Origin of the sequence: Streptosporangium oxazolinicum, from assembly GCF_039537505.1 — a bacterium.
Lineage (GTDB): Bacteria > Actinomycetota > Actinomycetes > Streptosporangiales > Streptosporangiaceae > Streptosporangium > Streptosporangium oxazolinicum.
Genome location: NZ_BAABAQ010000008.1, coordinates 335,459 through 362,046 on the forward strand (window position 1 = coordinate 335,459; position 26,588 = coordinate 362,046).

Here is a 26,588-nt window from a genome sequence, read left to right on the forward strand (position 1 = left end):
AGCTGACGCCTCAAGTCAGGTGGCGTCAGTGCGTGGTGCGTTAGCGACGAGGGGTCGGGCACGACCCCACACGAGGGGGTCGAGCCAATGGGGCGCGGCCGAGCAAAGGCCAAGCAGGTCAAGGTTGCTCGCCAGCTGAAGTACAACAGCGGTGGCACTGATCTTGAGCGTCTGCGCGACGAGCTCGGAGTCAGAGACGACTCCAACCACAATGACGACTCCAACGACGCCTACGACGAGCTGGCGGATCGGTACGCCGATTACGCCGATGACTTCGGCTCCGGAGATGACCGCGACGACGGGACATCCGGCCGCCGCTAGGCGGATTTCAGGTTGACGTGAGCAGGGCACCCGGCGGTGAGCACAAGCCGCCGGGTGTTCTTCTCGCTACGAGTCGAAAATACGCGGCGCTCCGGTGGTCCGGAGCGCCTTTCGCCGTACCCGCCGCGCATCCGGCCGCATCTGGTCACACTCGGCCACATCCGGGCCACATCCGGCGCGTCCCGCCCGGCCGGTGGCACCGGCCGGGCGGGACGAAGGCCGCGCGAGGTGCTTTCCCAGGGGGTTCTTTCCCGGAGGGAAGGGCGCGGATCAGCGGAAACGGGCCTGGCCCGAACCCTCGACGATCTCGCCGAGCACCCAGGCGGGCAGGCTCCGCTCGCCGAGCAGCGCGAGGGCGGGCTCCACGGCCTCGGCGGGGACGACCGCGGCCATGCCCACGCCCAGGTTGAACGTCCGGTCCATGTCGGCCTGGGCCACCCCGCCGTGCCCCGCGAGCACCTCGAAGACGGCGGGCGGGGTCCACGACGAGCGGTCGAGCAGCGCGTCCAGCCCGGGAGGCAGCGAACGGGACAGGTTGCCCGCCAGGCCGCCGCCCGTGATGTGGGCGTACGCGTGGACGTCGACCGCGCGGGCCAGCTCCAGGCAGTCGAGCGAGTAGATCCTGGTCGGCTCCAGGAGCTCCTCGCCCAGCGTCCGCCCCAGCTCGGGCAGCTCGGCCTCCAGCGAGAGCCCGGCCCGGTCGATGATGTGCCTGACCAGCGAGTAGCCGTTGGAGTGCACGCCGGAGGAGGCGAGCGCGAGGACCACGTCGCCCGCGCGGACCCGGTCGCGGCCGAGCATCCTGTCGGCCTCCACCACCCCGGTCGCGGCGCCCGCGAGGTCGTACTCGCCCGCCTCCATCGCCCCGGGGTGCTCGGCGGTCTCCCCGCCGACGAGGGCGCAGCCCGCCAGGCGGCACCCCTCGGCGACACCGCCCACGATCTCGGCGATCCGCTCGGGGACCACCTTGCCGCAGGCGATGTAGTCGGTCATGAACAGCGGCTCGGCGCCGCAGACCACCAGGTCGTCGACGACCATGCCGACCAGGTCGATCCCGATCGTGTCGTGCTTGTCCAGCCGCTGGGCCAGCATGACCTTGGTGCCGACGCCGTCGGTTGACGTGGTGAGCAGCGGCCGCCGGTACGACAGCAGGGCCGAGGCGTCGAAGAGCCCGGCGAAGCCGCTGGCGTCGTCCACGACCTCCGGCCTGCGCGCCCGCGCGACCTTCGCCTTCATCAGCTCGACGGCGCGCTCACCCGCGTCGATGTCCACCCCGGCGGCCGCGTAGCTGGTCATGAAGCCTCTCTCTGCGCGCCCGGCCCGCTCAACGCTTGGCCTCCAGCACGTACTTGCCCACGTTGTCCTGGTCGATCGGGATCGGATACTCGCCGTCGAAGCAGGCGCGGCAGAGCCGGTCCGCGGGGATCGTGGTGGCCGCGGTCAGGCCCTCCAGCGAGATGTATCCGAGTGAGTCGGCGCCGAGTGAGGCGCGGATCTCCTCCACGCTGAGCGAACCGGCGATCAGCTCGGCCCGGGTGGCGAAGTCGATGCCGTAGAAGCACGGCCAGCTGACCGGCGGGGAGGAGATCCGGACGTGCACCTCCGTGGCCCCCGCCTCGCGCAGCATCTTCACGATCGCCCGCTGCGTGTTGCCCCGCACGATCGAGTCGTCCACGACCACCAGGCGCTTGCCCGCGACGACCTCCTTCAGCGGGTTGAGCTTCAGCCGGATGCCCAGCTGGCGGATCGTCTGGGACGGCTGGATGAAGGTCCGGCCCACGTAGGAATTCTTGACCAGACCTTGACCGTAGGGGATCCCGCTCTCCTCGGCGTAGCCGACGGCGGCGGGGGTGCCCGACTCGGGGGTCGGGATGACCAGGTCGGCCTCGACCGGGTGCTCGCGGGCCAGCACGCGGCCGACCTCGACGCGCGTGGTCTGCACGCCGCGCCCGGCGATCGTGGTGTCGGGGCGGGCGAGGTAGACGTACTCGAACAGGCAGCCCTTGGGCTCGGCGAGCGCGAACCTGCGCGAGCGCACGCCGCGCTCGTCGATGGTGATCAGCTCGCCCGGCTCGATCTCGCGGACGAACGTGGCGCCCACGATGTCCAGCGCCGCGGTCTCCGAGGCGACCACCCAGCCGCGCTCCAGGCGCCCCAGGACCAGCGGGCGGACGCCCTGCGGGTCGCGGGCCGCGTAGAGGGTCTTCTCGTCCATGAAGACGAGCGAGTAGGCGCCTCTGATCTGCGGGAGCAGCTCGGCGGCGGCGTCGTCGATCGATTGGCTGCGGTCCTGGGCGAGGAGCGTCGTCAGCACCTCGGTGTCGGTGGTCGCCCGGGTGGACCCGGGGGCCAGACGTTTGGCCAGCTCCGGGGTGTTGATCAGGTTTCCGTTGTGGGCGAGCGCGAGCCCGCCGGACTCGGTCGAGCTCAACGTCGGCTGCGCGTTCTCCCAGACGCTCGATCCGGTCGTCGAGTAGCGGCAGTGGCCGATCGCCAGATGGCCGCGGAGGGTCCCGAGCACGGACTCGTCGAAGACCTGGGCCACCAGGCCCATGTCCTTGTAGACGAGGATCCTGCTGCCCTCGCTGACCGCGATGCCCGCGGACTCCTGGCCGCGATGCTGCAACGCGTACAGCCCGTAGTAGGTGAGTTTGGAGACTTCCTCCCCGGGGGCCCACACCCCGAAGACGCCACATGCGTCCTTCGGAGGCCGGTCGTGGGAGTCGAGGTCATGGCTCAGATGGCCGTCGCCCTTCAGCACATGCTTCATTCTAGGTCGGCTTCTTCCCTGCTCGCACCCAGGGTCCGTTCCGTGGCATGTCGCACCCTGACCGAACGATCATCGGTGTTTTGCCGTGTCAGCCTGTTTCGCCGATGGTCCACAGGGGAGTGTGAGATATCCGGCATGCCCGAGCGTCGGGAGAAGAGACGTGACAACACCTGTGGACCCGAACCAGCCCGATCCCCGGCGAGTGCCGCGGGACAGGCCCTCCGACCAGGAAGGGTCCGGCTCGGAGGAGCCGCCGGGCACCTCCGAGGAGGCGGCCGTCCCCGGCGAACGCGAACACGAGCCCGGACCCGCCGCCCCGGAACCGGCCGCCTGGCCCGTCCCTCCCTCGAACGAGCCGCCCACGTGGCGGCAGCCCGCCACCCCGGCGGGGGAGCCCACCCGGTGGACCGAGCCTTCCGGTTCCGGTGAGCCCTCCGGCCGGGCCGAGCCGACCGGATGGACGGAGATCCCCGGCCGGGCCGAGCCGCCGGGCCGGGAGACCGGGGAGGGGCCCGTGTGGGGATCGGGGGCGTCGACGCCACCGACCCCGCCGCCGCCGTCGGTCCCCGAGCCGTGGGAGGAGCCGGATCCCGAGGCGCCCGTGCCCGACCCCAACGAGCCCTCGACCTGGCCGCCGTCCTCCGTGCCCGCCGAACCCCAGGTTCCGCCGCACCCGGACACGCCGTCCGCGCCGGAGGTGCCCCCGCCCGACCAGGCGGGGGGCAGGTACGCCACGCCGGGGTCCCCGGGATCTCCGGGGTACTCGGGGTCTCCCGGGTCTCCCGGGTACGGGGCGCCGGTGTCCGGGGCGCGGGCGCAGGGAGCACCGGGCGGCCCGTCGCCGGAGGGAACGCCCGGGGGAGCGCCCGAGGGGGCCGGGGCGCCTGAGGGGCAGCCCTACATGGTGCCGGGCACCACGCCGTCGGCCTATCCCGGCTGGGAGGGCACCTCGGAGGCTCCCGGCGGACCCGAGCACCCCGGGGCGGACCGTCCCAGTACGTCGGCCGCCCCCACCCCGCCCTCGCGCTACGAGCCGCCGACGCCCTCCGAGGAACCGACGGCTCCGCAGTGGGCAGCCGGGGCGGCTGGGGCCGCCGGGGCTGCTGCCGGGGCCGCCGGTGGTTTCCAGTCGGAGCGGCCACCCACTCCGGGCACCCCGGGCCAGCCGGGCCAGCCGGGGCGAACGGGTGAGCGGGGGTACGGGGAGCAGCCGAGATACGGGGAGGCGCAGCAGGCCGGGCAGCCCTACGGCGGTCCCGGGGGGCCACCGTCCGAGGCCGCCTCCCAGCCGCCCCAGGGCGGCACACCGTACCCGGCGCAACCGGGCACGCCCGGCTATCCGTACGCCACGCCCTATCCGGGTTATCCGGACGAGGGGCGCAGGTCCGGCGGTGGGCTGGGCACCGCCACGCTCGTGCTCGGGATCGTCGCGATCCTGTCGCTCGTCATCTGCGGTCTCGGCGTGCCGATCGCGATCGTCGGCCTGATCGTCGGCATCATCGCGCTCGTGAGGAAGTCCAGGCCGCGCCGGGCCTGGGTGGGGATCGTGCTGAGCCTTCTCACCCTGGTGATCGCCGCGGTGTTCCTGAGCTGGCTCTACAGCAAGGTCGGCGACTGCGTGAACCTGCCTCCGGAGCTCCAGCGGCGCTGCGTCGAGGACAGGTTCGGCGTCCAGCTCCCGCCCACCTCGTAACAACGGCCGGGGCTCATGGCGTGTCCGGGGCGGCTGTCGGATTCGGCGTCCGGACCGCGTCCGCCTCGTAACGGCGGGCGGGGCTCATGGCGTGTCCGGGATGGCTGTCGGATTCGGTGTCCGGATCGCGTCCGCCTCGTAACGGCCGGTGGACCTCACGGCGTGTCCGGGGCGGCTATCGGAGAGGCAGGTGGCCGGACAGGTCGGCGCGGGCCCCGCTCGCCGCGATCTTTCCGGCGGCCATCGCCTCGGACCAGGTCAGCCCGCCGGTGGCGAGCTCCAGCCAGGTGCGCGCGTCGGTCTCCACCACGTTGGGCGGGGTGCCCCGGGTGTGGCGGGGACCCTCCACGCACTGCACCGCCGCGTAGGGCGGGACCCGGACCTCGACGGTTCGGCCCGGAGCGGCCGTCGCCAGCTCGTCCAGCAGGTGTCGTACGGCGAAGCGGGTGATCTCCCGTTCCGGGCGGATCCCTCGCCCGAAGGCTCGCAGCACCACGCTCACGCAGGCGCCCAGCAGCGCCGCGAGCCCGCCGGGCCCGTCGTAGGGCGGCTCGTCGAGGGCGCTCAGCTGGGTGTCGAGGGCGGCGCGGACCTTGGTCGTGTCGGGTTTGTGAGGTGGCACGCCCTCCATGATGCCCGCCGGAGCCCCACCTCCGGACAACGTGACCCCCGCCCCCTCCCGGGCGGCCCGTCCGGGAGGTACGGGCGTGCCAGGCGACTCGTACCTCCCGGGTGGTGCGACGGTTCCGTGTGACGGTTCGTGCGAGCGGCCCGTCCGGGTGGTGCGACGGCTCGCACGGGCGGCCCGTCCGGGGGTGTGAAACCCACCCGAACAGCTCGTTCGGGTGAACGGTTCATCATGCGGGCAAACGTCGTTCACCTCCGGTTCGGCTGGCACACGTAGCCTCCGGGCCGAAAGACCTCGCCCCTTTTTGGAGGACCCTGTGGCGAACACGTCGCCGCGCCGACCGCTTCCCCTGCTCACGAGCCCGCACAAGGGTGGACGCAGCGCGCTCACCTGCCGGTTCCGCTGCGGTGACCAGTGCGCCCACGATGTGACGAACACCAGCGACAACACCTACTTCGGTGACGTGGTCGCCGAGGCGATGACCCGGCGCGGCATGCTGCGCGCCGGTGCCCTGGGCGCGATCGTCGCCGGGGTCGGGATCGGCACGGCGCTCCCCGCCCTCGCCGACCCGGACGTGGACGCGAACAGGTCCGGCCACGGTCACGGCAACGGCCATGGCAACGGGCACGGCCAGAAGAGCGGCCTTCGCTTCACCGCCATCGCGCCGAACACCGACGACAAGGTGACGGTCCCCGCGGGCTACCTGTCGGCGGCCGTGGTGCGCTGGGGCGACCCGGTGCTGCCCGGCGCCCCCGCGTTCGACTTCGAGAAGCAGACGGCCGCCGCGCAGGCCAAGCAGTTCGGCTACAACTGCGACTACGTCACCCTCTTCCCGATGGGGCACAACCGGGGCCTGCTCTGGGTCAACCACGAGTACACCGACGAGAACCTGATGTTCCGCGGTTACACGGACGGCAACTCCGCGACGGAGGAGCAGATCAAGATCGCGCTGGCCGCGCACGGCGGCTCGGTGGTCGAGATCGAGCGGGTCGGCGGGTCCGGTCAGTGGAAGCTGGTCACCCGGGGCTTCCGCCGCTACAACCGCCGCATCACCGTGCGTACCCCCATGAAGTTCACCGGCCCGGCCGCCGGCAGCGCCCTGCTGAGGACCGCCGCCGACCCCAGGGGCACCACGCCGATCGGCATGCTGAACAACTGCGCGGGCGGCACCACGCCGTGGGGCACGGTACTCAGCGGCGAGGAGAACTTCAACCAGTACTTCGTCAACGGCAACGGCGTGCCCGAGGCGCAGAAGCCGTACCTCACCCGGTACGGGGTGAGCACCACCACGGGCATCCCGAGCGGCAACCGCAGGTTCGACCGGGTCGAGGAGCGTTTCGACCTGGCCAAGCACCCGAACGAGATCAACCGCACCGGCTGGATCGTGGAGATCGACCCGTTCGACCCCGACTCCACCCCGATCAAGCGCACCGCCCTGGGCAGGCTCGCCCACGAGGGCGCCACCACCTCCCTGGCCGCCGACGGCCGGGTCGTGGCCTACATGGGCGACGACTCCCGGTTCGAGTACGTCTACAAGTTCGTCTCCCGGGAGCGCTACATCCGGGGCTTCGACCGGCACAACCGGACCCTGCTGGACGACGGCACGCTGTACGTGGCGAAGTTCACCGGCGACAGCCCGGCCGCCGAGATCGACGGCACCGGCAAGCTCCCCGCCGACGGGCAGTTCGACGGCTCGGGTGAGTGGATCCCGCTGGTCACCGGCAAGGTCTCGCACGTTCCGGGGATGACGGCCGCCGAGGTGCTCGTCTACACGCGTATGGCGGCCGACAAGGTCGGGGCGACCAAGATGGACCGTCCCGAGGACGTGGAGCGCAACCCCGTCACCGGCGGCGTCTACGTGGCCCTGACCAACAACACCAACCGGACCCCGGCCCAGGTGGACGAGGCCAACCCGCGCCCGGCCAACAAGCACGGTCACGTCCTGGAGATCGTCGAGCGGCGCAACGACGCCGGGGCCACGACCTTCGCCTGGTCCCTGCCCCTGGTCTGCGGCGACCCGAACGACCCGGCGACCTACTTCGCGGGGTTCGACAAGACCAAGGTCTCGGCGATCTCCTGCCCGGACAACGTCGCCTTCGACGCCGACGGCAACCTCTGGATCTCCACCGACGGCAGCCAGCTCGGCGCCCACGACGGCCTGTTCGCCATGCCGGTCCGAGGTTCCGAGCGCGGCTACCTGAAGCAGTTCCTGAGCGTGCCGGTCGGCGCGGAGACCTGCGGCCCGCTGGTCAGCGAGGACCAGCGCAGCGTCTTCGTGGCCGTGCAGCACCCCGGTGAGACCACCGGCGCCACCCCCGAGGCCCCCACCAGCCACTGGCCCGACGGTGGCGCCTCCCAGCCCCGCCCGTCCGTCGTGGTCGCCTGGCACGCGAGGGGCGGCAAGATCGGTTCCTGACCCGGCCACGGGTCCGCGTCGGTCCGTTAGTTCGTGTCGGTTCGCCGGTCCGCGCCCGCTCGGAAGAGCGGGCCGGTCCCCGGCCGGGGCACCGGCACGCATCCGCTCGCGGCACCGGCTCGCGTCCCCCCTCCGAGACGCGAGCCGGTGCCGTTCCGCGTGCGCGGGGGTTCTCCGCGCACGGGGGAGTTTCCTAGCCCACCGCTACGGGCGGACGCTCCTCGGTGGGCACCGGCGGGTTCGCGGCCCGGGAGGTCCGCAGTGACAGCAGGCTGACCGGCACGCCCACCAGCACGATGGCCGCGGCGACGACCAGCGTGTACTGGTACGCGTCCAGGAAGGCGGCGAGCTGCCCGGCGCCCTCCGCCAGGAGCGAGGACTGCCGCGCGTTGAGGATCGCCCCCAGGACCGTGATCCCGAGCAGGCCGAAGACCTCGCGCGAGACGTTCAGCACTCCCGAGGCGACCCCCGTCCTGCCCGTGGGGAGCGCGCCCAGGATCGCCGTGGTGAGCGGTACCAGCATGCCGCCGCCCAGCCCGTAGACCAGGAACCACGGCAGCAGGTCGCCGAACGAGCCGCCCTCCCCGACGAACGAGATCCCGAACACCGACACGGCCATCAGCAGGAGCCCGGCCGCCACGGTCCGCGCGGTCCCCAGGGCCCTGTCCAGTCTCGGGGCGAGGGCCGCGGTGGCGGCCATCACCAGCGCCATCGGCACGAACGCCGCCCCGGCCTCGATCGGCGAGAAGCGCAGCGCGTTCTGCAGGTACAGCGCGGTGAAGAAGTAGATCCCGAACACTCCGAAGGACCACAGGCCCATCGACAGCGCGCCCCCGCTGAACACCCGCGACCGGAACAGCGACAGGTCGATCATCGGCTCCCGGCTCCGGCGCTCGATCGTCACGAAGGCCAGCGCCGACACGGCCGCGATCCCGAAGGCGCCCAGGATCTCCGGCGAGGTCCATCCGGCCCCCGCGCCCTCGATGAGCGCGTACGTCAGCGCGACCAGCGCCAGGCTCGATGTCACCAGGCCGGGGACGTCGAGGCCGCGCCGTGCCGTCTCCCGGGGGACCGTCCTGATCGCCCAGAGTCCGAGGCCGAGCGTCGCGATCCCGATCGGCACGTTGATCAGGTAGATCCAGCCCCAGTGCCAGCGCTCGCTGATCAATCCGCCGGTCAGCGGGCCGAGGGCGAGGGCGAGCGCGCCGACCGCGCTCCACAGGCCGACCGCCGTCGCGCGTTCCCTGGCGTCGGGGAAGGTCGAGGTGAGCAGCGCCAGCGCCGTGGGGGTGAGGAACGCCGCCCCCACGCCCTGCACCGCCCTGGTGGCGATCAGCACGCCGCCGTCGGTCGCCATCCCGGCCGCGAACGACGCCGCGGTGAACACGACGAGGCCGATCAGGAAGACGCGCCGCCGCCCGAAGACGTCGGCCAGGCGCCCGCCGACGAGCATCAGCCCGGCGAACACCAGGATGTAGCCGCTCACGATCCATTCCAGCCCGGAGATGCTCAGGTCGAGGTCGCGCTGGATCGTCGGCAGCGCCACGTTCACCACGTTGTTGTCGAGATATGTCATGAAGGTGGCGAGCGAGATCGCTCCCAGCGCCCACCACCTGCGGGTGTCCGTCATTCCCCGTCCTCTACGTTGTACTTATACGTCGTACATGTACGGTGCACAGTGGAACCCGTACGGCGTATAGTTGTCAAGTGTGATGGGGAAACTGACGCGCGAGGCGGTCGTCGAGCAGGCGCTGGAGATCGGCGACGCCGAGGGGCTGCAGGCGGTGACCATCCGGAGGCTCGCCCAGGAGCTGGGCGTCACCCCGATGGCGCTCTACTGGCATTTCAAGAACAAGGAGCAGCTGACCGTAGGCATGGCCGACCACCTGGTCGAGGGCTTCGTGATCGAGGGAGGCTACGCGGGCCCGTGGCAGGAAGGGCTCCGCGAGCTCGTCGCGGGCCTGGTCAGGGTGCTCAGGCGCCACCCGTGCGCGGTGGATGTGCTGGTCGAGGTGGACCAGCTGGAGGTGCCCGCCTTCCTGCGGGTGTGGGACACGGCCCTCGGCCTGGCCAAGCGCGGCGGGTTCGCCCAGGAGGAGATCTGCATGATCTCCCAGTACCTGCTGCAGGGCGCGATCGCGCTGGCCGGGGGGCCGACGAAGCACCGCACCCCCGGGCTCTCCGAGCGGGACGCGGCCGAGCGGAGGCGTCTCAAGCGGGTCAGGCTCCAGTCGGTGCCGCCGGATGTCTATCCGCACATCGTGGAGATGGCCGTCCCCCTCACCGAGGGCAGCCCTCCCGATCTCTACGACACCTTCGGCGTCGACCTCCTCATCACGGGCATCGAGACGCTGTCCGCCCGCTCAGGGGGTCACTGACGCTGTTCCGGGGTCGCGGGCGGGGCGGGCGAGGGCGGCCGTCAGGGCGCCGGTGAGCGCGACGGCGAACAGGACGGCGTAGGTCCGCTGGAAGCCGGTCATCAGATGCTCGACGGCGACGGGGGAGACGCGCGACAGCGTGCCCGCGTACACCTGCCCGCGCAGCTCGGCGCTGACCGAGCCGGTCAGGACGCTGAGCGTGAGGGCGACGCTCAGCACGATCCCGACGTTCATGATCATGAGCCGGAAGCCGTTCACCACGCCCAGGCTCCCCGGGGGCAGGGCGGACATGACCTGGGTCGTGTTGCCGGTCATGAAGGTGCCGCTGCCACAGCCGCACAGGAACAGGCCCACCCCGATGATCCAGTACGGCGTGGCGGGGTCGGTGTTCAGGAGCAGGACGCCCAGCCCGGCCGCGCTCATCAGGGCGCCGCCCACCGACAGCGCGTACGGCCTGACGCGGCGGCCGAGGGCGCCGGTGATCGGGGAGGCGAGGCCCATGCCGATCGGGACGGGGAGCACGCCCAGGGCCGCGGTGACGGCGTCGACGCCCCTGGCGGCCTGGAAGTAGAGGGCGACCAGCAGGATCAGCGCGGAGCGCGCCAGCGCGTTGCAGAAGGAGGCGAGGTTGGCGAAGGCCAGCGTGCGCTCGCCGAACAGCCGCACGTCGAGTACCGGATGCGACGCCCGGCGCTCCACCACGACCAGTACCGGCACCAGCGCCGCCGCGACCGCCGCGCCGACGACCACCACGGGGCTCGACAGGCCGCGCGATCCCGCCTCGGACAGTGCGATCAGGGCCGCGGACAGGGCGGCGAACACGATCAGGTTGCCGAGCGCGTCCACCGGCCGGCGCGCTCCCCGCGAGACGCGGCGCAGCGTGAACGCCCCCCAGGTGAGGCCGACCAGCCCCGCGGGCACGTTGATCCAGAAGATCCACTGCCAGCCGGCCGTCTCGGCGATGAGGCCGCCCAGGGTGGGACCGGCGAGCTGGGCGATCGAAAGGGTGCCGATGTAGACGCCCATGCCCTGGCTGAGCCGGTCGGGAGGGAAGGCGTCGGTGATGATCACGGTTCCGTTGGCGAGGATCATCGCGGCGCCGACCGCCTGCACCGCGCGCATCGCGATCAGGAACCAGATGCCCGGCGAGAGCCCGGCCAGCAGCGATCCCGCGGTGAACAGGACGAACCCCGCCAGATAGATCTCCCGGCGTCCGAGCAGGTCGGCCACCCGGCCGAAGAACACCAGCGTCGCGGTGTTGACGAGCAGGAAGGCGAGCAGGACCCAGCCCGCGGAGAAGGCGTCGGCGTGGAAGTGCCTGATCACACTGGGAAGCGCCACGTTCAGGGTGCTGCCGGATATGCCGATCAGGACCAGACCGAGGCTGGTGACCGAGCAGACCCGCCACGCGTAGCGGAGTTTGGATAGGTATTCGGGGGATCCGGGTAGGTCTTGGGGGACTGCGACCATGACTCCCAGTTTGACGCACTTTGTACGTCGACCGTGATCCAACTCCACCCGGAGCGCGCGCGTCCGCTGCCGTATCCCGCGTCCGCGTTCCCCCTCGCGTCCCGCGCCCGTCCGCGTTCCCCCTCGCGTCCCGCGCGTGCCGCGTCCGCGTTCATCACCGCGTCCCGCGTCCGTCCGCGCCTCGCGCGTCCGCGTTCATCACCGCGTCCACCCACGCGTCCCGCGCTCACCTGGCGTCCGGCGTCCGGTATCCGGTGTGCGGCACCCACGTCCCGCGTTCGTCCCCGCGTGCCGAGGGCGTGCCTTCCCTTCGCGGGCAGGCACGCCCCTCCGCCGGTCGTGCGGCACGCCCTCAGCGGGCCCGTTTGCGCAGGCCCTCCATGTCGTGGATGATCACGCGGCGCCGGCCCGTCTCGATCAGCCCGCGATCGCGCAGGGAGCGCAGCGCCTTGCTGACCGCCTCGCGGGAGGCCCCGGTCCAGCCGGCCAGCTCGTCCTGGGAGAGGGGCAGCGCCACCCGCACCCCGCCGTTGTCCGGCTCGCCGTACCGCTCGGCCAGCTCGACCAGCCGGGTGGCCACCCGGCCCGTGGTGTCGAACGCGCCGTACTCGATGCGCTTGCGGTCGGAGTCGCGCATCTTGCCGGTCACCATCTGCATCAGCAGTACGGCGACTCTCCCATTGGCCTGCAGGTACGAGGAGAAGTCGCGGACCGTGATCCCTTCCACCGGTTCGAGGGCGGTGACCGTGGCGGACCTGGGCAGCCCGTCGATCGCCGCGAACTCGCCGAGCAACGCCCCCGGTCCTCGCACCGCGAGGACCACCTCGCTGCCGACCGCGGTGTGCGAGGACACCTTGACGCGGCCGGAGGTCAGGATGAGCACCCAGTCGCTCACGTCGCCCTCGGTGAACATCGTGGCGCCCCTGTCCCAGCGCCGGGGGCGCCCGATGGCGTACAGGGCTTTTACCTCGTCATCTGTAAGCAATGTGATGAATTCGCCCGGTTCGGGGGAAGAAGTCATGACCACCTCCTGGCGATCTCGATTGTGTTCGTTCGGTTCCCGCGGCGAAAGGTACTTTTACGAGAGTCCAGACAGTACGTGGGCATAGACGGGCTGTTCCCTCCCCTTGAGGTTGAGCGGGCCAAGGGGCCGGGTCTCGGCTTGGGGGCCGATCAGGTCGAGGGTGCTCTGGCCGATCACGACGCTGCCGGGCTCGGCGATCCCCTCGAGCCGGGCGGCCACGTTGACGCAGTCGCCCATCGCGTTGAACCCGCGCAACTCGGGGCTGCCGATGTTCCCGACCAGCGCCTCACCGGTGTTGACGCCGATTCTGAAGCGAGGATATCCAGGTGCTCCCGCCGCGATCTCCTCGGCCGCCTCCTGCATCGCGAGGGCCGCCCGCACCGCGGCGAGGGCGTGGTCCTCCTGCCGGGCGGGGGCGTTGAACAGCGCGAGCAGCGCGTCCCCCACGAACTGCACGATCGTGCCGCCGTTGCCGAGCACGATGGGCACGGCCGCGGTGTGGTAGCGGTTCAGCATCTCGACGATCTCGCCGGGCGCCACCCGCTCGGAGAAGCTCGTGAAGCCCTTCAGGTCGGCGAAGAGCGCGGTCAGCTCCACCAGCTCGCCGCCGAGCGCCGCGGTCTGCGGGTCGGCGAGCAGCGACTGGGCCACGTCCGGCGACATGTACTGCCGGAAGAGGGTCTCCAGCTCGCTGTAGAGCCGGGCGTTCTCCAGGGAGATGGACATCTGGCCGGCCAGGGTGGCGGCGAGCGCCTCGTCCTGCGGTGTCCTGCCGATCGGCACCTCCAGCGCCCCGGCGAGCCTGCCCTTCACCGTCAGCGGGTGCAGGACCTTCCCCTCCAGCCGGATCGGCCGGTCCTCGGGGAAGTCGCGCTGGCCGTACTCCTTGGAGTTCACGGTGACCCGGCCGTTGTCGACCAGCTTGATCCGGACGTCCCCGTACGCCTGCCGCACCCGGTCGAGGCCCTGGGCCAGCATCTCCTTCTCCGGCAGGCCCACGCGGGCCTGTCTGCCGATGTCGACCAGCGCCGCGAGCCGGTCGCTCAGCTCCCGCTCGTTGGCCAGCGCCTCGCCCGCCCGGTCGAGCACCGCCACCTGCGACTCGGTGAGCCCAAACTTGCCCGCCAGCCTGTTCGCGATCGGGACCCTGCTCTCCTCCCGGCGCCGCAGGTGGCCGACGAGTTCCTCCAGGGCGGCCTCGTAGTCGGCCCTGATCCTGCGGACCGTCGCCGACAGCGCCACCGAGTCGAACAGCCCCGTGCTCGTGCCCTCCCGCCGGAACTGCAGGTAGGCGCTGTAGGCGACGAAGACGAACGCCGTGGTCAGCAGCACGTGCCACAGCCACCACGACAGGTGCCAGTTGCGGGGGAACAGCCCCGCGATCAACGCCTCGGCGAGCAGCGCGTACGCGGTGACCAGGCTGATCAGCACGACCGCCGGACGCCTGCGGTGCAGCTGGAACATCATCGCCGACGCCGCCGTGAAGAGGGCCACCCCGATCCACTCCAGGCCGCCCAGGCCCGTCTCCTCGGGGGGTGAGCCGCTGAGCGGGGTGAGGCCGGGCACCAGGCAGGCCACCCCCCACAGGGTGATCACAGCCGCGAGACCGCTGCGCAGCCACAGCTGGTTCCTCAGCACGGCCTGGGCGGCCCGCTCACCCAGAGGCAGCGCCGACGCGAACGCGAACACCGAGGCCACGAGAAGACCGACGGGGTGGGAGAGGTCGAAGCCGTAGCTCGTCTTGTCCAGGATGACCGTCGGCGTGGTCAGCCCGTGCACCAGGAACGATCCCGCGCCGCTCAGGAAGACCAGCGAGACCAGCAGCAGCCGGGCGTCCGCCCGGCGGGCCGACGCCTCGCCGACCATGAGACCCAGGACCAGGTTGATCCCGGCCACGGTGATGATCAACCAGAAATGGCTGGGATTGTCATGTAAGACGATGTTCAGGTCGGGTTCGGCCAGCAGAAGCCAGAGGCCGAGCAGCGGCATCGCCAGATGCAGCACCCACACCACGGTGCGGATCGGCTGGGTCGCCGGTGGAAGGTACGGTTCCCGCCGGGCACGGTCTTCCGCGACCGCGTCTGTCGGGTTGATGGTCGGCACGGTGGCCTCCGCGTCTGGAGAACCCTGTTGGTTCCCTGTCTTGTTCGTCCACGCCCAGCGGGCGGGTTCCCCCGAACGGGTCTGATTATCCCGTACGCGACCGGTGTCGGCAGGCGAGATAACCGCCGCGTTCCGACGCCGAAGCGTGATGTTCCAGCTGCCAACCGCTGGAACGTTTGAAACGTGTACTACATGTATCTCTCCCATCACACCAGGCTCTGGTGTCGCAGAAAGGAAGCCCAGTGGCTGTCAAGTTGCCGGGCGGACGCACGCTCGCCGTCATGACCGTCGGCGTGCCTGCCGGAACGTCGTTCACCGCGAGCGGCAGCGCCGTCGCCTCGCCGGCGGCCGGGGAGGGAGCCAGAGTGTGAGCTGTGGTTCCGGCAAGGTCGCCACGGGCGGCGGCTTCAGTGGCAGTGCTTCCGGTCAGATCCACACGAGCGCGCCCACCGGCTCCCCCCCCCCGACCGGCTGGACCGTGAGCGGCAAGAACACCAGCGGCACCGTATACGCGATCTGCACGCAGTCCTGATCCCGGATCGGGCGCGGAACGCCGAACACGAGACCGGCAGAAGGCGTCCCCGCCGGTCAAGGGGTGGGAACGACAGCAGGACCCGGGGTGTCGTGCACATGACCCGCATGACGCCCCGGCCGTCTCGGTCATCAGACCCGTTCGCGGAAGGTGACGGAGGCGCGGCGGAGACCCGCCGCGTCTTCCGGACGCCGACCGTGTGATCCATATAGATCGGTCAGGCCCCTCACCGTCGCGCGACGGTGAGGGGCCTGAACCATGAGTGTGCCCCGTACGGAAGACGATCAGCCGAAGATGCCCGGCAGGGTGGACGTGTGGGTCTCCCGCAGTTCGGTGACCGGGATGTCCAGGACACCCTCCACCTTCAGGGAGTCGCCGCCGGTGGTGCCCAGGCCGTAGCAGGGCACCTCGCGGGCCGCGCACAGCTCCGCGAAGGCGTCGAACGACTCCGGCCGGACGGTCACCAGCGCGCGGGCCGACGACTCGCTGAACAGGTCGACGAACGCGTCGCCGCCCGGCAGGGAGACCTCGCAGCCGACGCCCTGGGCCATGCACGCCTCGGCGAGGGCGATCGCCAGCCCGCCGTCCGACAGGTCGTGGGAACCGGTCAGCAGCCCCCGCGAGGCGGCCTCGGCCAGCACGAGGGCCAGGTCGCGCTCCGACTCCAGCCGTGCCACGGGCGGCAGGCCGCCGAGGTGGCCGTGGGCCACGTGCGCCCACTCCGAGCCGCCGAACTCCTCCTCGGTCTCGCCGAGCAGGACGACCCTGTCGCCGTCGCCGGTGAAGCCGGTCCGCACGCGGATGGCCACGTCGTCGATGACGCCCAGCACGCCGACGATCGGCGTCGGGTTGATCGGGACGGATCCCGTCTGGTTGTAGAACGAGACGTTGCCGCCGGTGACCGGGACACCGAGGGTCTTGCAGGCGTCGGCGAGGCCGCGCACGGCCTCGGCGAACTGCCACATGACCTCGGGGTCCTCGGGAGAGCCGAAGTTGAGGCAGTTGGTCACCGCGAGCGGCGTCGCGCCGGTCACGGCCACGTTCCGGTACGCCTCGGCGAGGGCGAGCTGGGCCCCCGCGTACGGGTCGAGGCGGGCGTACCGGCCGTTGCCGTCGGTGGCCAGCGCGATGCCCCGGGTCGTCTCCTCGGCGCCGGGCATCGCCTCGCTGACGCGCAGCACGCCCGCGTCGGCGGGCTGGGCCAGCACGGTGTTGCCGCGGACGTACCGGTCGTACTGGGAGGTGACCCACTCCTTGGACGCCAGGTTCGGTGAGCCGAGGAGCTCCAGCAGTGCCGCGCGCAGGTCGGCGGGGCGGTCGAGGCGGCCGGGGTCGTCGCCGTTCAGCGCGACCTGGCCGGCGGGCTCGTGGAACGGCCGCTCGTAGACCGGGCCCTCGTCGGCCGCGGTGCCCGGCGGGATGTCGACGATGGTCTCGCCGTGCCAGGTCATCACGAGACGGTTGGAGTCGGTGACCTCGCCGATCACGGTCGCGGGGATGTCCCACTTCGCGCAGATCGCCATGAAGGCATCGATGTCGTCGGGGGCGACGACCGCCATCATGCGCTCCTGCGACTCGCTCATCAGGATCTCCTCGGGCCGCAGCGACGGATCGCGCAGCGGGACGAGGTCGAGCCTGACGTCCATGCCGCCGGTGCCCTTGGCCGCCAGCTCGGTGGTCGCGCAGGAGACGCCCGCGGCGCCGAGGTCCTGGATGCCGACGACCACGTTCGCCTGGTACAGCTCCAGGCAGCACTCGATCAGCAGCTTCTCCATGAAGGGGTCGCCGACCTGGACGCTGGGGCGCTTGGCCTGGGACTCGTCCTCGAAGGTGGCCGAGGCGAGCACGGACGCGCCGCCGATGCCGTCGGGGCCGGTGAGGGCGCCGAACAGGACGACCTTGTTGCCCGGTCCCGGAGCCACCGCGAGCTTGATCTGGTCCTTGCGCAGCAGGCCCACGCACAGGGCGTTGACCAGCGGGTTGCCGATGTAGCAGGGGTCGAAGACGACCTCGCCGCCGATGTTGGGCAGCCCCAGGCAGTTGCCGTAGTGGCTGATGCCCTCGACCACGCCGGGCAGCACCCGCCGGGTGTCGTGGGCGTCGGCCGCGCCGAAGCGGAGCGCGTCCATCACCGCGATCGGCCGGGCGCCCATCGACATGATGTCGCGGACGATGCCGCCGACGCCGGTCGCCGCGCCCTGGTGGGGCTCGACGTAGGACGGGTGGTTGTGCGACTCGATCTTGAAGGTGGCGGCCCAGCCGTCGCCGATGTCGACGACCCCGGCGTTCTCCCCCATGCCGACGAGCAGCGCCGCCGACTCGGGGGCCTTGGTGCCGAACTGGCGCAGGTGCACCTTGGACGACTTGTAGGAGCAGTGCTCGCTCCACATGACGCTGTAGATGGCCAGCTCGGAGCCGGTGGGACGGCGGCCGAGGATCTGGCGGACCCGCTCGTACTCGTCGATCTTCATGCCCAGCTCGGCGTACGGCTGGCGCTCGTCCGGGGTGTCCTCGGCCCGCTTGACGGTGTCGAGACTCATGCGTTCACCAGCTTCTTCAGGATGGAGGAGAAGAAGGCGCGCCCGTCCGTGCTCGGGGCGCCGGTGAGGTCCTCGACGGCGTGCTCGGGGTGCGGCATGAGGCCGACGATGTTTCCGGCCTCGTTGCGGATGCCCGCGATGTCGTTCAGGGAACCGTTGGGGTTGCCGCCCGTGTAGCGGAAGACGACCTGGCCACCCGCCTCCAGCGCGCCCAGGGTCGCCTCGTCGGCGACGTAGCGGCCCTCGCCGTGCTTGACCGGCAGCACGATCTCCTGCCCCTCGGTGAAGTCGGAGGTCCAGGGGGTGGCGGTGTTCTCGACCCGGATGCCCTGGTCGCGGCAGATGTAGTGCAGCCCGGCGTTGCGCATCAGCGCCCCGGGCAGCAGGTGGGCCTCGCAGAGGATCTGGAAGCCGTTGCAGGTGCCGAGCACCGGCAGCCCGGCCCTGGCGGCGGGGATCAGCTCCTCCATCAGCGGCGCGAACCTGGAGATGGCCCCGCAGCGCAGATAGTCTCCGTAGGAGAATCCACCCGGCAGGAAGACCGCGTCCACCCCCTTGAGATCGGGGTCCGCGTGCCACAGCGGGACGGCTTCGCCACCCGCGTGCCGCACGGCGCGGGCCGCGTCCTGATCGTCAAGAGTCCCGGGAAAAGTGACCACGCCCACGCGGGCAGCACTCATGACAGCGTTCCCCTCCACAAACGAGCGCCGCGCCGGCGTCTCACACACTCGGACGTCGGTCTGCGGCGGTGCTCCCAGGCTATCCGCTCCCGGTGAGCGGTCAGGCGCCGAGTGTCCGATCGCACAGCCCGGCGGGCGAGGGCCGGGGCCCGCACGGCGGGGGCGTGCTCCGCCTGGTCACGCTCCGCCTGGTCACGCGGGACGGAGCGATCCGGGCGAGGACCGGCCCGGACGGGAGGGTACGGCGGAACGCCGCGAAAGCCCGGTCCGTACGGCCTTGGGGGGCGGTCCTACACGGCGGCGAGCACCCGGTCGCGGAAGCAGGCGGCGTCGTCGTCCCAGTCGAGGTGCTTGCGCAGGTGCACGACGGTGCCCCGGCCGGGCGTGATGTCGAAGGAGATCTCGTCCACCACGGCCTGCATGATCAGCAGGCCCCTGCCGTTCTCGACGTCGATCGGCGGGTAGTGCTCGGGCACCCGGACGAGACCCTGGCCCCTGTCGATGATGCGGACGTCGCAGCGGCCGTGGCCGATGGCGGTCTCGACCTCGTAGCGGTTGGCCGGACCCCCGTGCCGCACGGCGTTGGCGCACGCCTCGGTCACCGCGAGCAGGATGTCGGCGACGCAGTCCTCCGTGACGCCGAGTGAGCGCAGGGAGTCACCGAGCGCCCTGCGGACCATCGGAATACCGACGGCCTGTCGTGGCAGAGCCAGCGAGAACTCCATGTCCACCGGTTTCCTCCCGGGGTCCGACGTCACCTCGTGAAGGCTTCCCTGCAGAATCCGGGCTAACCGCAAAATAACCGTAATGTTATTGACTGGTGGTCAAGCCGTGGGATTGCTCCGTCCACAAAGCCGGATATAGCCGGATCTGGGCGGTTGATCTGCGGGGAGTAGCGGCCTACGACTCGACGGTGACGGTGTAGTCCTCGATCACCGTGTTGGCGAGCAGGGTTTCGGCCATTTTCCGGACGTCCGCAAGTGCCGCCTCGTCGGCGGGCCCTTCGAGCTCCACCTCGAACCGCTTGCCCTGCCGTACCGCTGAGACACCGGAGAAGCCGAGCCGCGGCAGTGCGCGGGCGATCGCCTGCCCCTGCGCGTCGAGAATCTCGGGCTTCAGCATGACGTCGACGATGACGCGCGCCACGGTGTTCCTCCTGGTTGCGATGGGGACGGTCCGGCGCCTCAAGAGTAACGGGCTCCGGCCGCACTCCGGCGCGGGGGCCGAACCCGGACCCCACCCGCGAGGGGACGGACATCATACGGATGAAGAGTCCCGGATCGGGGGAGGAGAGCCGGACCCGCGTCGTACGCGGGGAAAGAGGCCGGGGCGGCTCCGCGCCACGCGGACGAAACGGGTGGGTGAAAGGGAACACGCGGGGAACGGGGAGCATATGGACGCCGAGGCAGGTCTTGCGCACATGTATGTGGCCTCTGCCACGATGGCCACAAGCGCGGACGAACCACCACCAGACGGGTCGAACGCGTCGCGAATCGGCCGGACGGCGGTGGCGAACCCACCCAGACGGCCCCGAGCACACAGGAGTGGCACGTGACAGCCGACGCCTCTCGTGGTGCGGAAGCACCTCCGGAGCTCATCCAACTGCTGACCCCCGAGGGAGAAAGGGTCGAGCACCCCGACTACGACATAGACCTGACCCCCGAGGAGATCCGCGGGCTCTACCGGGACCTGATCATGGTCCGTCGCGTCGACCTGGAGGCCGTGGCCCTGCAACGCCAGGGCGAGCTGGGTCTCTGGGCCTCGCTGCTCGGCCAGGAGGCCGCGCAGATCGGCTCCGGCCGGGCGCTGACCGAGGCCGACATGGCGTTCCCGACCTACCGCGAGCACGGGGTGGCCTGGTGCCGGGGAGTCGACCCGGTCAACCTGCTCGGCCTGTTCCGCGGCGTCAACCACGGGGGCTGGGACCCCGCCGAGCACAACTTCCACCTCTACACGATCGTGATCGGCAGCCAGACCCTGCACGCGGTCGGCTACGCCATGGGCGTCCAGCGCGACGGCGCCGAGGCCGCCACCATCGTCTACTTCGGCGACGGCGCCACCTCCCAGGGCGACGTGAACGAGTCGTTCATCTGGGCGTCGGTGTTCAACGCGCCGGTGGTGTTCTTCTGCCAGAACAACCAGTGGGCGATCTCCGAGCCGCTGGAGAAGCAGTCGCGCATCCCCCTGTACCGCAGGGCCAGCGGGTTCGGCTTCCCCGGTGTCCGGGTCGACGGCAACGACGTCTTCGCCTGCCTCGCCGTCACCCGCAAGGCGCTGGCCGACGCCAGATCCGGGCAGGGGCCCATGATGATCGAGGCGTTCACCTACCGGATGGGCGCCCACACCACCTCCGACGACCCGACCCGCTACCGGGTGGCCGCCGAGCTGGAGGCGTGGAAGCTCAAGGACCCGATCGAGCGGGTCCGGGCCTACATGTTCAAGAACCAGATCGCCGACCAGGACTTCTTCGACGCGGTCGAGGCCGAGGCCGACGAGCTGGGACGGGACGTCCGCAAGCGCTGCCTCGAACTGCCCGACCCCGAGCCGCTGGCCATCTTCGACCACGTCTACGCCGAGCGGCACTCCCTGATGGACGCCGAGCGTGCCGAGTTCGCCACCTACCTGGAGGGGTTCGAGGCATGAGCATTCTCACGATGGCCAAGGCGCTCAACGAGGGGATGCGCAAGGCCATGGAGGACGACCCCAAGGTCCTCGTCATGGGGGAGGACGTGGGCAAGCTCGGCGGGGTGTTCCGGGTGACGGACGGCCTGCAGAAGGACTTCGGCGAGCAACGGGTGATCGACACCCCCCTGGCCGAGTCGGGCATCGTCGGGACGGCCATCGGCCTCGCGCTGCGCGGCTACCGCCCGGTCTGCGAGATCCAGTTCGACGGGTTCGTCTTCCCCGCGGCCGACCAGATCATCACGCAGCTCGCCAAGATGCCACTGCGCTCGCTGGGCAAGCTGAGACTGCCGGTCGTCGTACGGATCCCGTGCGGCGGGGGCATCGGCGCGGTGGAGCACCACAGCGAGTCGCCCGAGGCCTACTTCACCCACACCGCGGGCCTGCGCGTCGTGGCCTGCTCCAACCCGGCCGACGCCTACACCATGATCCAGCAGGCGATCCGCTGCGACGACCCCGTGGTCTTCTTCGAGCCCAAGCGGCGCTACTGGGAGAAGGCCGAGGTGGACGACGATCCCTCCGGCTGGACCCCCTTCGACGAGGCCAAGGTGGTGCGGCCGGGGACGGACGTCACCCTGCTCGCGTACGGGCCGATGGTGAAGACCTGCCTGGAGGCCGCGAAGGCGGCCGAGGAGGACGGCCGTTCCCTGGAGGTCGTGGACCTGCGCTCGCTCAACCCGCTCGACATGGCGAGGGTCGCGGAGTCGGTGCGCCGGACCGGGCGCTGCGTCGTGGTGCACGAGGCGCCCGTCTTCAACGGCTTCGGCGCCGAGATCGCCGCCCGTGTCACCGAGGAGTGCTTCTACCGGCTGGAGGCCCCGGTCCTGAGGGTCGGAGGACCCTCCACCCCCTACCCGCCCTCGCGGCTTGAGGACCACTACCTGCCCGACCTGGACCGGGTCCTGCACGCCGTCGACCGCGCGTTCGCGTTCTGAGGAGGGGCGGAGATGAAGGAGTTCAAGCTCCCCGACGTGGGGGAGGGCCTGACCGAGGCGGAGATCGTCCGCTGGCACGTGAAGGCCGGAGACCCGGTCAAGGTCAACCAGATCATCGTGGAGATCGAGACCGCCAAGGCCGTCGTCGAGCTTCCCTGCCCGTTCGAGGGTGTGGTGGCCGCCCTGATGGCGGACGAGGGCGAGGTCGTGGACGTCGGCAGGCCGATCATCTCGGTGGACGACGGCACGGGTCCCCCCGCGGCCCCCGCCCCCGCCGCGGATCCGGCTGTTCCGGCGGCGGATCGGACGGAGGCGCTCGCCGACGACATGGTGCCGACCCCGCCGGCCGAGGTCCGTCAGCCGGTGCTGGTGGGCTACGGCGTCAAGCCGGGCGCCGCCAAGCGTCGCCCCCGCAAACCGGTCTCCCCGGGCGGTACATCCGGCACATCCAGCACATCCGGTACGCCTTCCGGGGCGACGCGGCTTGGTGAGGAGGCGCCGGGTGCGCCCGCCGGGACGGAGTCCGCGACGCGGGCTCCCCAGGCGGTGCCGTCCGGCGTGACCGGGCCGGGTGTGAGCGGACCCGGTGTGGCCGGGCCGGGTGTGACCGGGCCGGGAGTGACTGGACCCGGTGTGGCCGGGCCGGGTGCGCACGAGCCGGGAGCGAACGGGCCCGGTGCGGGCTCGGCCCCGTCGCCGGTGGGGAGCGCGGTCTTGGCGAAGCCCCCGGTGCGGAAGCTCGCCAGGGATCTGGGGGTCGACCTGGCCTCCCTCGTGGGGACCGGCCCGCACGGCTCGATCACCAGGGACGACGTCCAGGCCGCGCTCGTCGCCACCCCCGCGACGGGTGGCGACGTCCAGGCCGCGCCCGCCCGGCCGTGGGTGCCGGCCGCGACGTGGGAGGGCGAGGACGAGGAGCGGATCCCGGTCAAGGGGGTGCGGAAGGCGACCGCGCAGGCGATGGTGGCCTCCGCGTTCACCGCGCCGCACGTGACGGAGTTCCTCCAGGTGGACGTGACGGCCACCATGGACGCGGTCCAGCGCCTTCGCGGGCTGCCCGACTTCGCCGAGGTCAAGGTCTCCCCGCTGCTCATGGTCGCCAAGGCGGTGCTCGTCGCCGCCCGCCGCCACCCGATGATCAACTCTGTCTGGGACGAGGCCCGCCAGGAGATCGTGGTCAAGCACCGCGTCAACCTGGGCATCGCCGCGGCCACCCCGCGCGGCCTGCTCGTTCCCAACGTCAAGGACGCCCACCGCCTGTCGCTGCCCGATCTGGCCGGTGCCCTCGGAACCCTCGCCGAGACCGCCAGGGCGGGCCGCACCCAGCCCGCCGACATGGCGGGGGGCACGATCACGATCACCAACGTGGGCGTCTTCGGGGTGGACGCGGGCACCCCGATCCTCAATCCGGGAGAGTCGGCGATCCTCGCCTTCGGCCAGGTCAGGGAGATGCCGTGGGTGGTGGACGGGCAGGTCGTGCCGCGCAGGGTCTGCACGCTCGCCCTCTCGTTCGACCATCGGGTGGTGGACGGGCAGCTCGGCTCGCTGTTCCTCCGCGACGTCGGCGCCATGCTTGAGGACCCGCTCCGCATGCTCGCCTGGGGCTGACCCGGCGGCACCCGTGAGCCCGCCCTCTCCGCAGAGGGGGCGGGCCCCCGCGTTTTCCGGGAGACGCGGCTTCCCGGGAGTAGCGGTCTTCCGGGAGACACGGTCTTCCGGGAGTAGCGGCTTTGCGGGAGACGCGGCCTTGCGGAAGTAGCGGCCGATTACGGGAGAAGCAGTCGAGAGGCTTTCCGGGAAAGAATGCCCGTGGACGTCCTTTCCCGTATCCCCGAGGGATCCCCGACGACCCTTTCCCATGCGCTCGTGCCCGTGTGGGCGGCTTTCCCCCTCGTACCCGTCGGGAAGGTGGGCTTTCCGATATCCCGCGAAGTGTGCGCCCGACATTTCCTCGCTTAGTGCGACGTTCCTCAAAGCAGGTCACGAACGGGCGGTCAAGAGCCCAAGGTCGCTGGGGTGATCCTTCCCGGCTATAACCTCCTGGGCCGGTGGGATCTGTACTTCCAGTGAGGAACGCAGCATTAGCCGGTCGATTAGCACGAGGGAAAAGGCGAATACTTCGAGGTGCCTCGTCCGGTCGCCGGGACGTCGCGCGGACGGCAATGGGAAACCCCTTTTTGTCTCCTGTCGATCAGGCTTTAGGGTGCGCGTTCCCGGCCTGGACCAGGCCGCGGGGCGGCGCTGCGAAGTTGGATCAAGCTTTACCCTCGATACGTTTTATGGCTTTTACGAATGGCTTGTTAAAACATCTTTAATGCGCGTCGAATTTGGTGGTTTGTCCGGGTATGGATGCTAGTGTCGTGGTTGGTAAGCGCGACAAGCTCAGTACGAAGGGGGAAGCCATGACCTTCAAGCAGCTCTTCCCGACTGGCCGCTACCTGGACTGGGGGGGCGGCTGGGGATGCTGCCGCCGCCGTCGCCGTTGTGGATGCGGTGGTGGCGGATGGTGGTGGTGAGCCGGATCCGGTGCTAGCGGAGACAAATGAGAGTCGGCGGGTGAACCGTCGGCTCTCATTCTCAAAGTCGCTCTCGCCCTACGGCGCGAGGGCCGCCGTACGCCGTCCTCCGGTGGCGCCGACGGTCTCGATCCGCAGGACCTTCCGGGAGTTCTGGCCCTACACCCGAGGTGTCCGCCATCTGCTCGTGGCCGGTGGCGTGCTCGCCATCGTCGCGGCCGTCTGCGAGGTCGCCGCGATCGGCCTGTTCGGGTACATCACGGACGAGGTTCTCAGCAAGCAGAACCTGGGGGCCTTCTGGTCCCCCGCCGCCGTCTGGCTGGGCCTCGCGGCCCTCGCGGGGCTGGTCTCCTTCGCGGGTTCCTACCTCACCGCCCTGGCCGGTGAGCGTTTCCTGCTGCGGTTGCGCGACAGGGTGTTCGAGCACATGCAGACGCTCACGCCCGACTTCTTCGACAACCGCCGCCTGGGCGACCTGATGGCCAGGCTCACCGACGACATCGAGGCCATCGAGGAGCTCATCGGCTCCGGCCTGGTCAAACTCTTCACCACGCTCATCAGCGTCGTCTTCTTCGCCGGTGCCGCCTTCTACATCAGGTGGGACCTGGCGCTGCTGACGTTCGTGCTGGTCCCGGCCTTCCTGCTGGTCTCCAAGGTCTTCGCGAGCAGGTTCAGGACCGTGTCGGCGCGCGAGCGGCTCAGCAACGGGCTGATGAACAGCGTTATCGAGGAGGGCCTGTCCAATCAGGCGCTCGTCCAGTCCTACAACCGCCAGGGCACCGAGGCCGGGCGGCTGCACTCCGAGGGAAGCACCTGGATGCGGGCCAACGTGGCGCAGGCGTGGCTCTCCTCCCTGTACGGGCCCGCCGTGCAGGTCATCGAGACCGTCTGCCTGATCGTCATCCTCGGGTTCGGCGCGTGGGAGATCTCCTCGGGACGCCTCACCATCGGCGGCCTCCTCGCGTTCGCCGCCTACCTCGCCTACCTCTACCCGGCGGTGCAGAGCCTGGGCGAGATCGCGCTGACCGTCTCCGAGGCGGCGGCGGGCTCCGACCGGATCATCGAGATCCTGACGACCCGGCCGACAGTCACCGATCGCGACGACGCCGTCCACCTGGGACGAGGGCGAGGCCACGTCGAGTTCCAGGGGGTCGGCTTCACCTATCCGAACAGGAGGAGGCCCACGCTGAAGGACCTGTCCTTCGCCGTCGAGCCGGGGGAGCTGGTCGTGTGCACCGGGCCCAGCGGCGTGGGCAAGTCCACGCTCGCGAAACTCCTGCTGCGCTTCTACGACCCCACCGCCGGACGCGTCCTCCTCGACGGGATGGACATCCGGGACCTGTCGCGCGAGTCGCTGCGTGACAACATCACCATCCTGCAGCAGGAGAACCTGCTCTTCTCCGGGACCGTCCGCGAGAACATCGCCTACGGAAGCCCCGGCGCGGACCCGGACGCCGTCGTCAGGGCCGCCGTGATGGCGGACGTCCACGACTTCGTCACCACGCTTCCCCTCGGGTACGACACGCCGATCGGGCAGCGCGGCCGGTTGATGTCGGGCGGGCAGCGCCAGCGGATCGCCATCGCCAGGGCGATCCTGCGCGACGCGCCCGTGCTCGTCCTCGACGAGCCGATGACGGGCCTCGACGCGCCCACCGCGGCGCGGATCATGGAACCGCTCAAGAGGCTCATGGCCGGGCGCACGACCATCCTGATCACCCACGACCTCCGGTTCATCCCCGAGGCGGCCCACAAGATCGTGCTCGAAGCCGTGCCGAGACGCTCCAGCCAGATAAGGATCAAGTCCGCCGGGCGCCGAGGATCCGCGCCGCGTCCGGCGTGAACGCGGGTTCGGCGCCTCCCGTGTCGCCGGGGCGCCGCCGGGTCCCGGCGCGCCTGGCCG

General features: G+C 70.9%; 21 protein-coding genes. 10 read left to right on the forward strand and 11 right to left on the reverse strand.

The features are described 5' to 3' along the window. Window positions 1-87: 87 nt before the first annotated feature. Entirely contained in the window at window positions 88-321 is a 234-nt protein-coding gene (locus ABD817_RS22855) for a DUF3073 domain-containing protein (RefSeq protein ID WP_344747622.1), read from the forward strand. Between the two features lie 270 nt (window positions 322-591). Here the strand turns inward: ABD817_RS22855 and purM are convergent, their stop codons facing one another. Next, window positions 592-1,617 carry a phosphoribosylformylglycinamidine cyclo-ligase gene (purM, locus tag ABD817_RS22860; RefSeq protein ID WP_344920114.1) on the reverse strand — a complete coding sequence of 342 codons (1,026 nt, stop codon included), beginning with the start codon at window positions 1,615-1,617 and terminating at the stop codon, window positions 592-594. A 28-nt stretch (window positions 1,618-1,645) separates the two neighbouring features. Then, the gene (purF, locus tag ABD817_RS22865) at window positions 1,646-3,091 is read right to left on the reverse strand and encodes an amidophosphoribosyltransferase (RefSeq protein ID WP_344920115.1); all 1,446 of its coding nucleotides are present in this window, start codon (window positions 3,089-3,091) and stop codon (window positions 1,646-1,648) included. Between the two features lie 160 nt (window positions 3,092-3,251). On the opposite strand from purF, the gene ABD817_RS22870 reads away from it, so the two are divergent. Then, entirely contained in the window at window positions 3,252-4,784 is a 1,533-nt protein-coding gene (locus tag ABD817_RS22870) for a DUF4190 domain-containing protein (protein WP_344920116.1), read from the forward strand. A 175-nt stretch (window positions 4,785-4,959) separates the two neighbouring features. Here the strand turns inward: ABD817_RS22870 and ABD817_RS22875 are convergent, their stop codons facing one another. Further along, window positions 4,960-5,415 (reverse strand): sterol carrier family protein, encoded by a 456-nt coding sequence (locus tag ABD817_RS22875; protein WP_344920167.1) that lies wholly within the window; start codon window positions 5,413-5,415, stop codon window positions 4,960-4,962. Between the two features lie 313 nt (window positions 5,416-5,728). Between ABD817_RS22875 and ABD817_RS22880 the strand changes: the two genes are divergently transcribed. After that, a complete protein-coding gene (locus tag ABD817_RS22880; protein WP_344920117.1) occupies window positions 5,729-7,828 on the forward strand; it encodes a PhoX family protein in 2,100 nt (699 codons plus the stop codon). A 193-nt stretch (window positions 7,829-8,021) separates the two neighbouring features. Here ABD817_RS22880 and ABD817_RS22885 read toward each other — a convergent pair whose 3' ends face one another. Continuing rightward, window positions 8,022-9,458 carry an MFS transporter gene (locus ABD817_RS22885; RefSeq protein ID WP_344920118.1) on the reverse strand — a complete coding sequence of 479 codons (1,437 nt, stop codon included), beginning with the start codon at window positions 9,456-9,458 and terminating at the stop codon, window positions 8,022-8,024. Window positions 9,459-9,540: 82 nt separating this feature from the next. Between ABD817_RS22885 and ABD817_RS22890 the strand changes: the two genes are divergently transcribed. Beyond that, window positions 9,541-10,206 (forward strand): TetR/AcrR family transcriptional regulator, encoded by a 666-nt coding sequence (locus ABD817_RS22890; protein ID WP_344920168.1) that lies wholly within the window; start codon window positions 9,541-9,543, stop codon window positions 10,204-10,206. Here the strand turns inward: ABD817_RS22890 and ABD817_RS22895 are convergent. From ABD817_RS22895 to ABD817_RS22905, 3 genes are all read right to left on the reverse strand, one after another. Next, window positions 10,192-11,676 carry an MFS transporter gene (locus ABD817_RS22895; protein WP_344920120.1) on the reverse strand — a complete coding sequence of 495 codons (1,485 nt, stop codon included), beginning with the start codon at window positions 11,674-11,676 and terminating at the stop codon, window positions 10,192-10,194. The genes ABD817_RS22890 and ABD817_RS22895 overlap by 15 nt on opposite strands. Before the next feature lie 352 nt (window positions 11,677-12,028). Continuing rightward, window positions 12,029-12,697, reverse strand: coding sequence for a Crp/Fnr family transcriptional regulator (locus tag ABD817_RS22900; protein ID WP_344920121.1), 669 nt, complete (start codon window positions 12,695-12,697; stop codon window positions 12,029-12,031). Window positions 12,698-12,754: 57 nt separating this feature from the next. After that, window positions 12,755-14,803, reverse strand: a complete 2,049-nt coding sequence (locus tag ABD817_RS22905) for an adenylate/guanylate cyclase domain-containing protein (RefSeq protein ID WP_344920122.1) — start codon at window positions 14,801-14,803, stop codon at window positions 12,755-12,757. A gap of 242 nt (window positions 14,804-15,045) precedes the next feature. Here ABD817_RS22905 and ABD817_RS22910 point away from each other — a divergent pair, with 242 nt between their 5' ends. Beyond that, a complete protein-coding gene (locus ABD817_RS22910; RefSeq protein WP_344920123.1) occupies window positions 15,046-15,174 on the forward strand; it encodes a hypothetical protein in 129 nt (42 codons plus the stop codon). Further along, complete coding sequence (locus ABD817_RS22915; protein WP_344920124.1) at window positions 15,171-15,335, forward strand: hypothetical protein; 165 nt, start codon at window positions 15,171-15,173, stop codon at window positions 15,333-15,335. Before ABD817_RS22910 ends, ABD817_RS22915 begins: the two co-directional genes overlap by 4 nt. A 284-nt stretch (window positions 15,336-15,619) precedes the next feature. Here the strand turns inward: ABD817_RS22915 and purL are convergent, their stop codons facing one another. The 4 genes from purL to purS all read right to left on the reverse strand — a co-directional run bounded on the left by purL (window position 15,620) and on the right by purS (window position 19,701). Beyond that, on the reverse strand, window positions 15,620-17,875 hold the full coding sequence (gene purL / locus ABD817_RS22920) for a phosphoribosylformylglycinamidine synthase subunit PurL (RefSeq protein WP_344920125.1): 2,256 nt from the start codon (window positions 17,873-17,875) through the stop codon (window positions 15,620-15,622). Further along, the gene (gene purQ, locus ABD817_RS22925; RefSeq protein WP_344920126.1) at window positions 17,872-18,555 is read right to left on the reverse strand and encodes a phosphoribosylformylglycinamidine synthase subunit PurQ; all 684 of its coding nucleotides are present in this window, start codon (window positions 18,553-18,555) and stop codon (window positions 17,872-17,874) included. Before purQ ends, purL begins: the two co-directional genes overlap by 4 nt. Before the next feature lie 290 nt (window positions 18,556-18,845). Then, window positions 18,846-19,280, reverse strand: a complete 435-nt coding sequence (locus tag ABD817_RS22930) for an ATP-binding protein (RefSeq protein ID WP_344920127.1) — start codon at window positions 19,278-19,280, stop codon at window positions 18,846-18,848. Window positions 19,281-19,455: 175 nt separating this feature from the next. Further along, the gene (gene purS / locus ABD817_RS22935; protein WP_329087025.1) at window positions 19,456-19,701 is read right to left on the reverse strand and encodes a phosphoribosylformylglycinamidine synthase subunit PurS; all 246 of its coding nucleotides are present in this window, start codon (window positions 19,699-19,701) and stop codon (window positions 19,456-19,458) included. A 405-nt stretch (window positions 19,702-20,106) separates the two neighbouring features. Here purS and pdhA point away from each other — a divergent pair, with 405 nt between their 5' ends. From pdhA to ABD817_RS22955, 4 genes are all read left to right on the forward strand, one after another. Continuing rightward, the gene (gene pdhA, locus ABD817_RS22940; RefSeq protein ID WP_344920128.1) at window positions 20,107-21,198 is read left to right on the forward strand and encodes a pyruvate dehydrogenase (acetyl-transferring) E1 component subunit alpha; all 1,092 of its coding nucleotides are present in this window, start codon (window positions 20,107-20,109) and stop codon (window positions 21,196-21,198) included. Continuing rightward, window positions 21,195-22,172 (forward strand): alpha-ketoacid dehydrogenase subunit beta, encoded by a 978-nt coding sequence (locus tag ABD817_RS22945; RefSeq protein WP_344920129.1) that lies wholly within the window; start codon window positions 21,195-21,197, stop codon window positions 22,170-22,172. The genes pdhA and ABD817_RS22945 overlap by 4 nt, the downstream gene beginning before the upstream one ends. Before the next feature lie 12 nt (window positions 22,173-22,184). Beyond that, window positions 22,185-23,780 carry a dihydrolipoamide acetyltransferase family protein gene (locus ABD817_RS22950; RefSeq protein WP_344920130.1) on the forward strand — a complete coding sequence of 532 codons (1,596 nt, stop codon included), beginning with the start codon at window positions 22,185-22,187 and terminating at the stop codon, window positions 23,778-23,780. Window positions 23,781-24,728: 948 nt separating this feature from the next. Further along, window positions 24,729-26,528, forward strand: a complete 1,800-nt coding sequence (locus ABD817_RS22955; protein WP_344920131.1) for an ABC transporter ATP-binding protein — start codon at window positions 24,729-24,731, stop codon at window positions 26,526-26,528. Window positions 26,529-26,588: the final 60 nt, after the last annotated feature.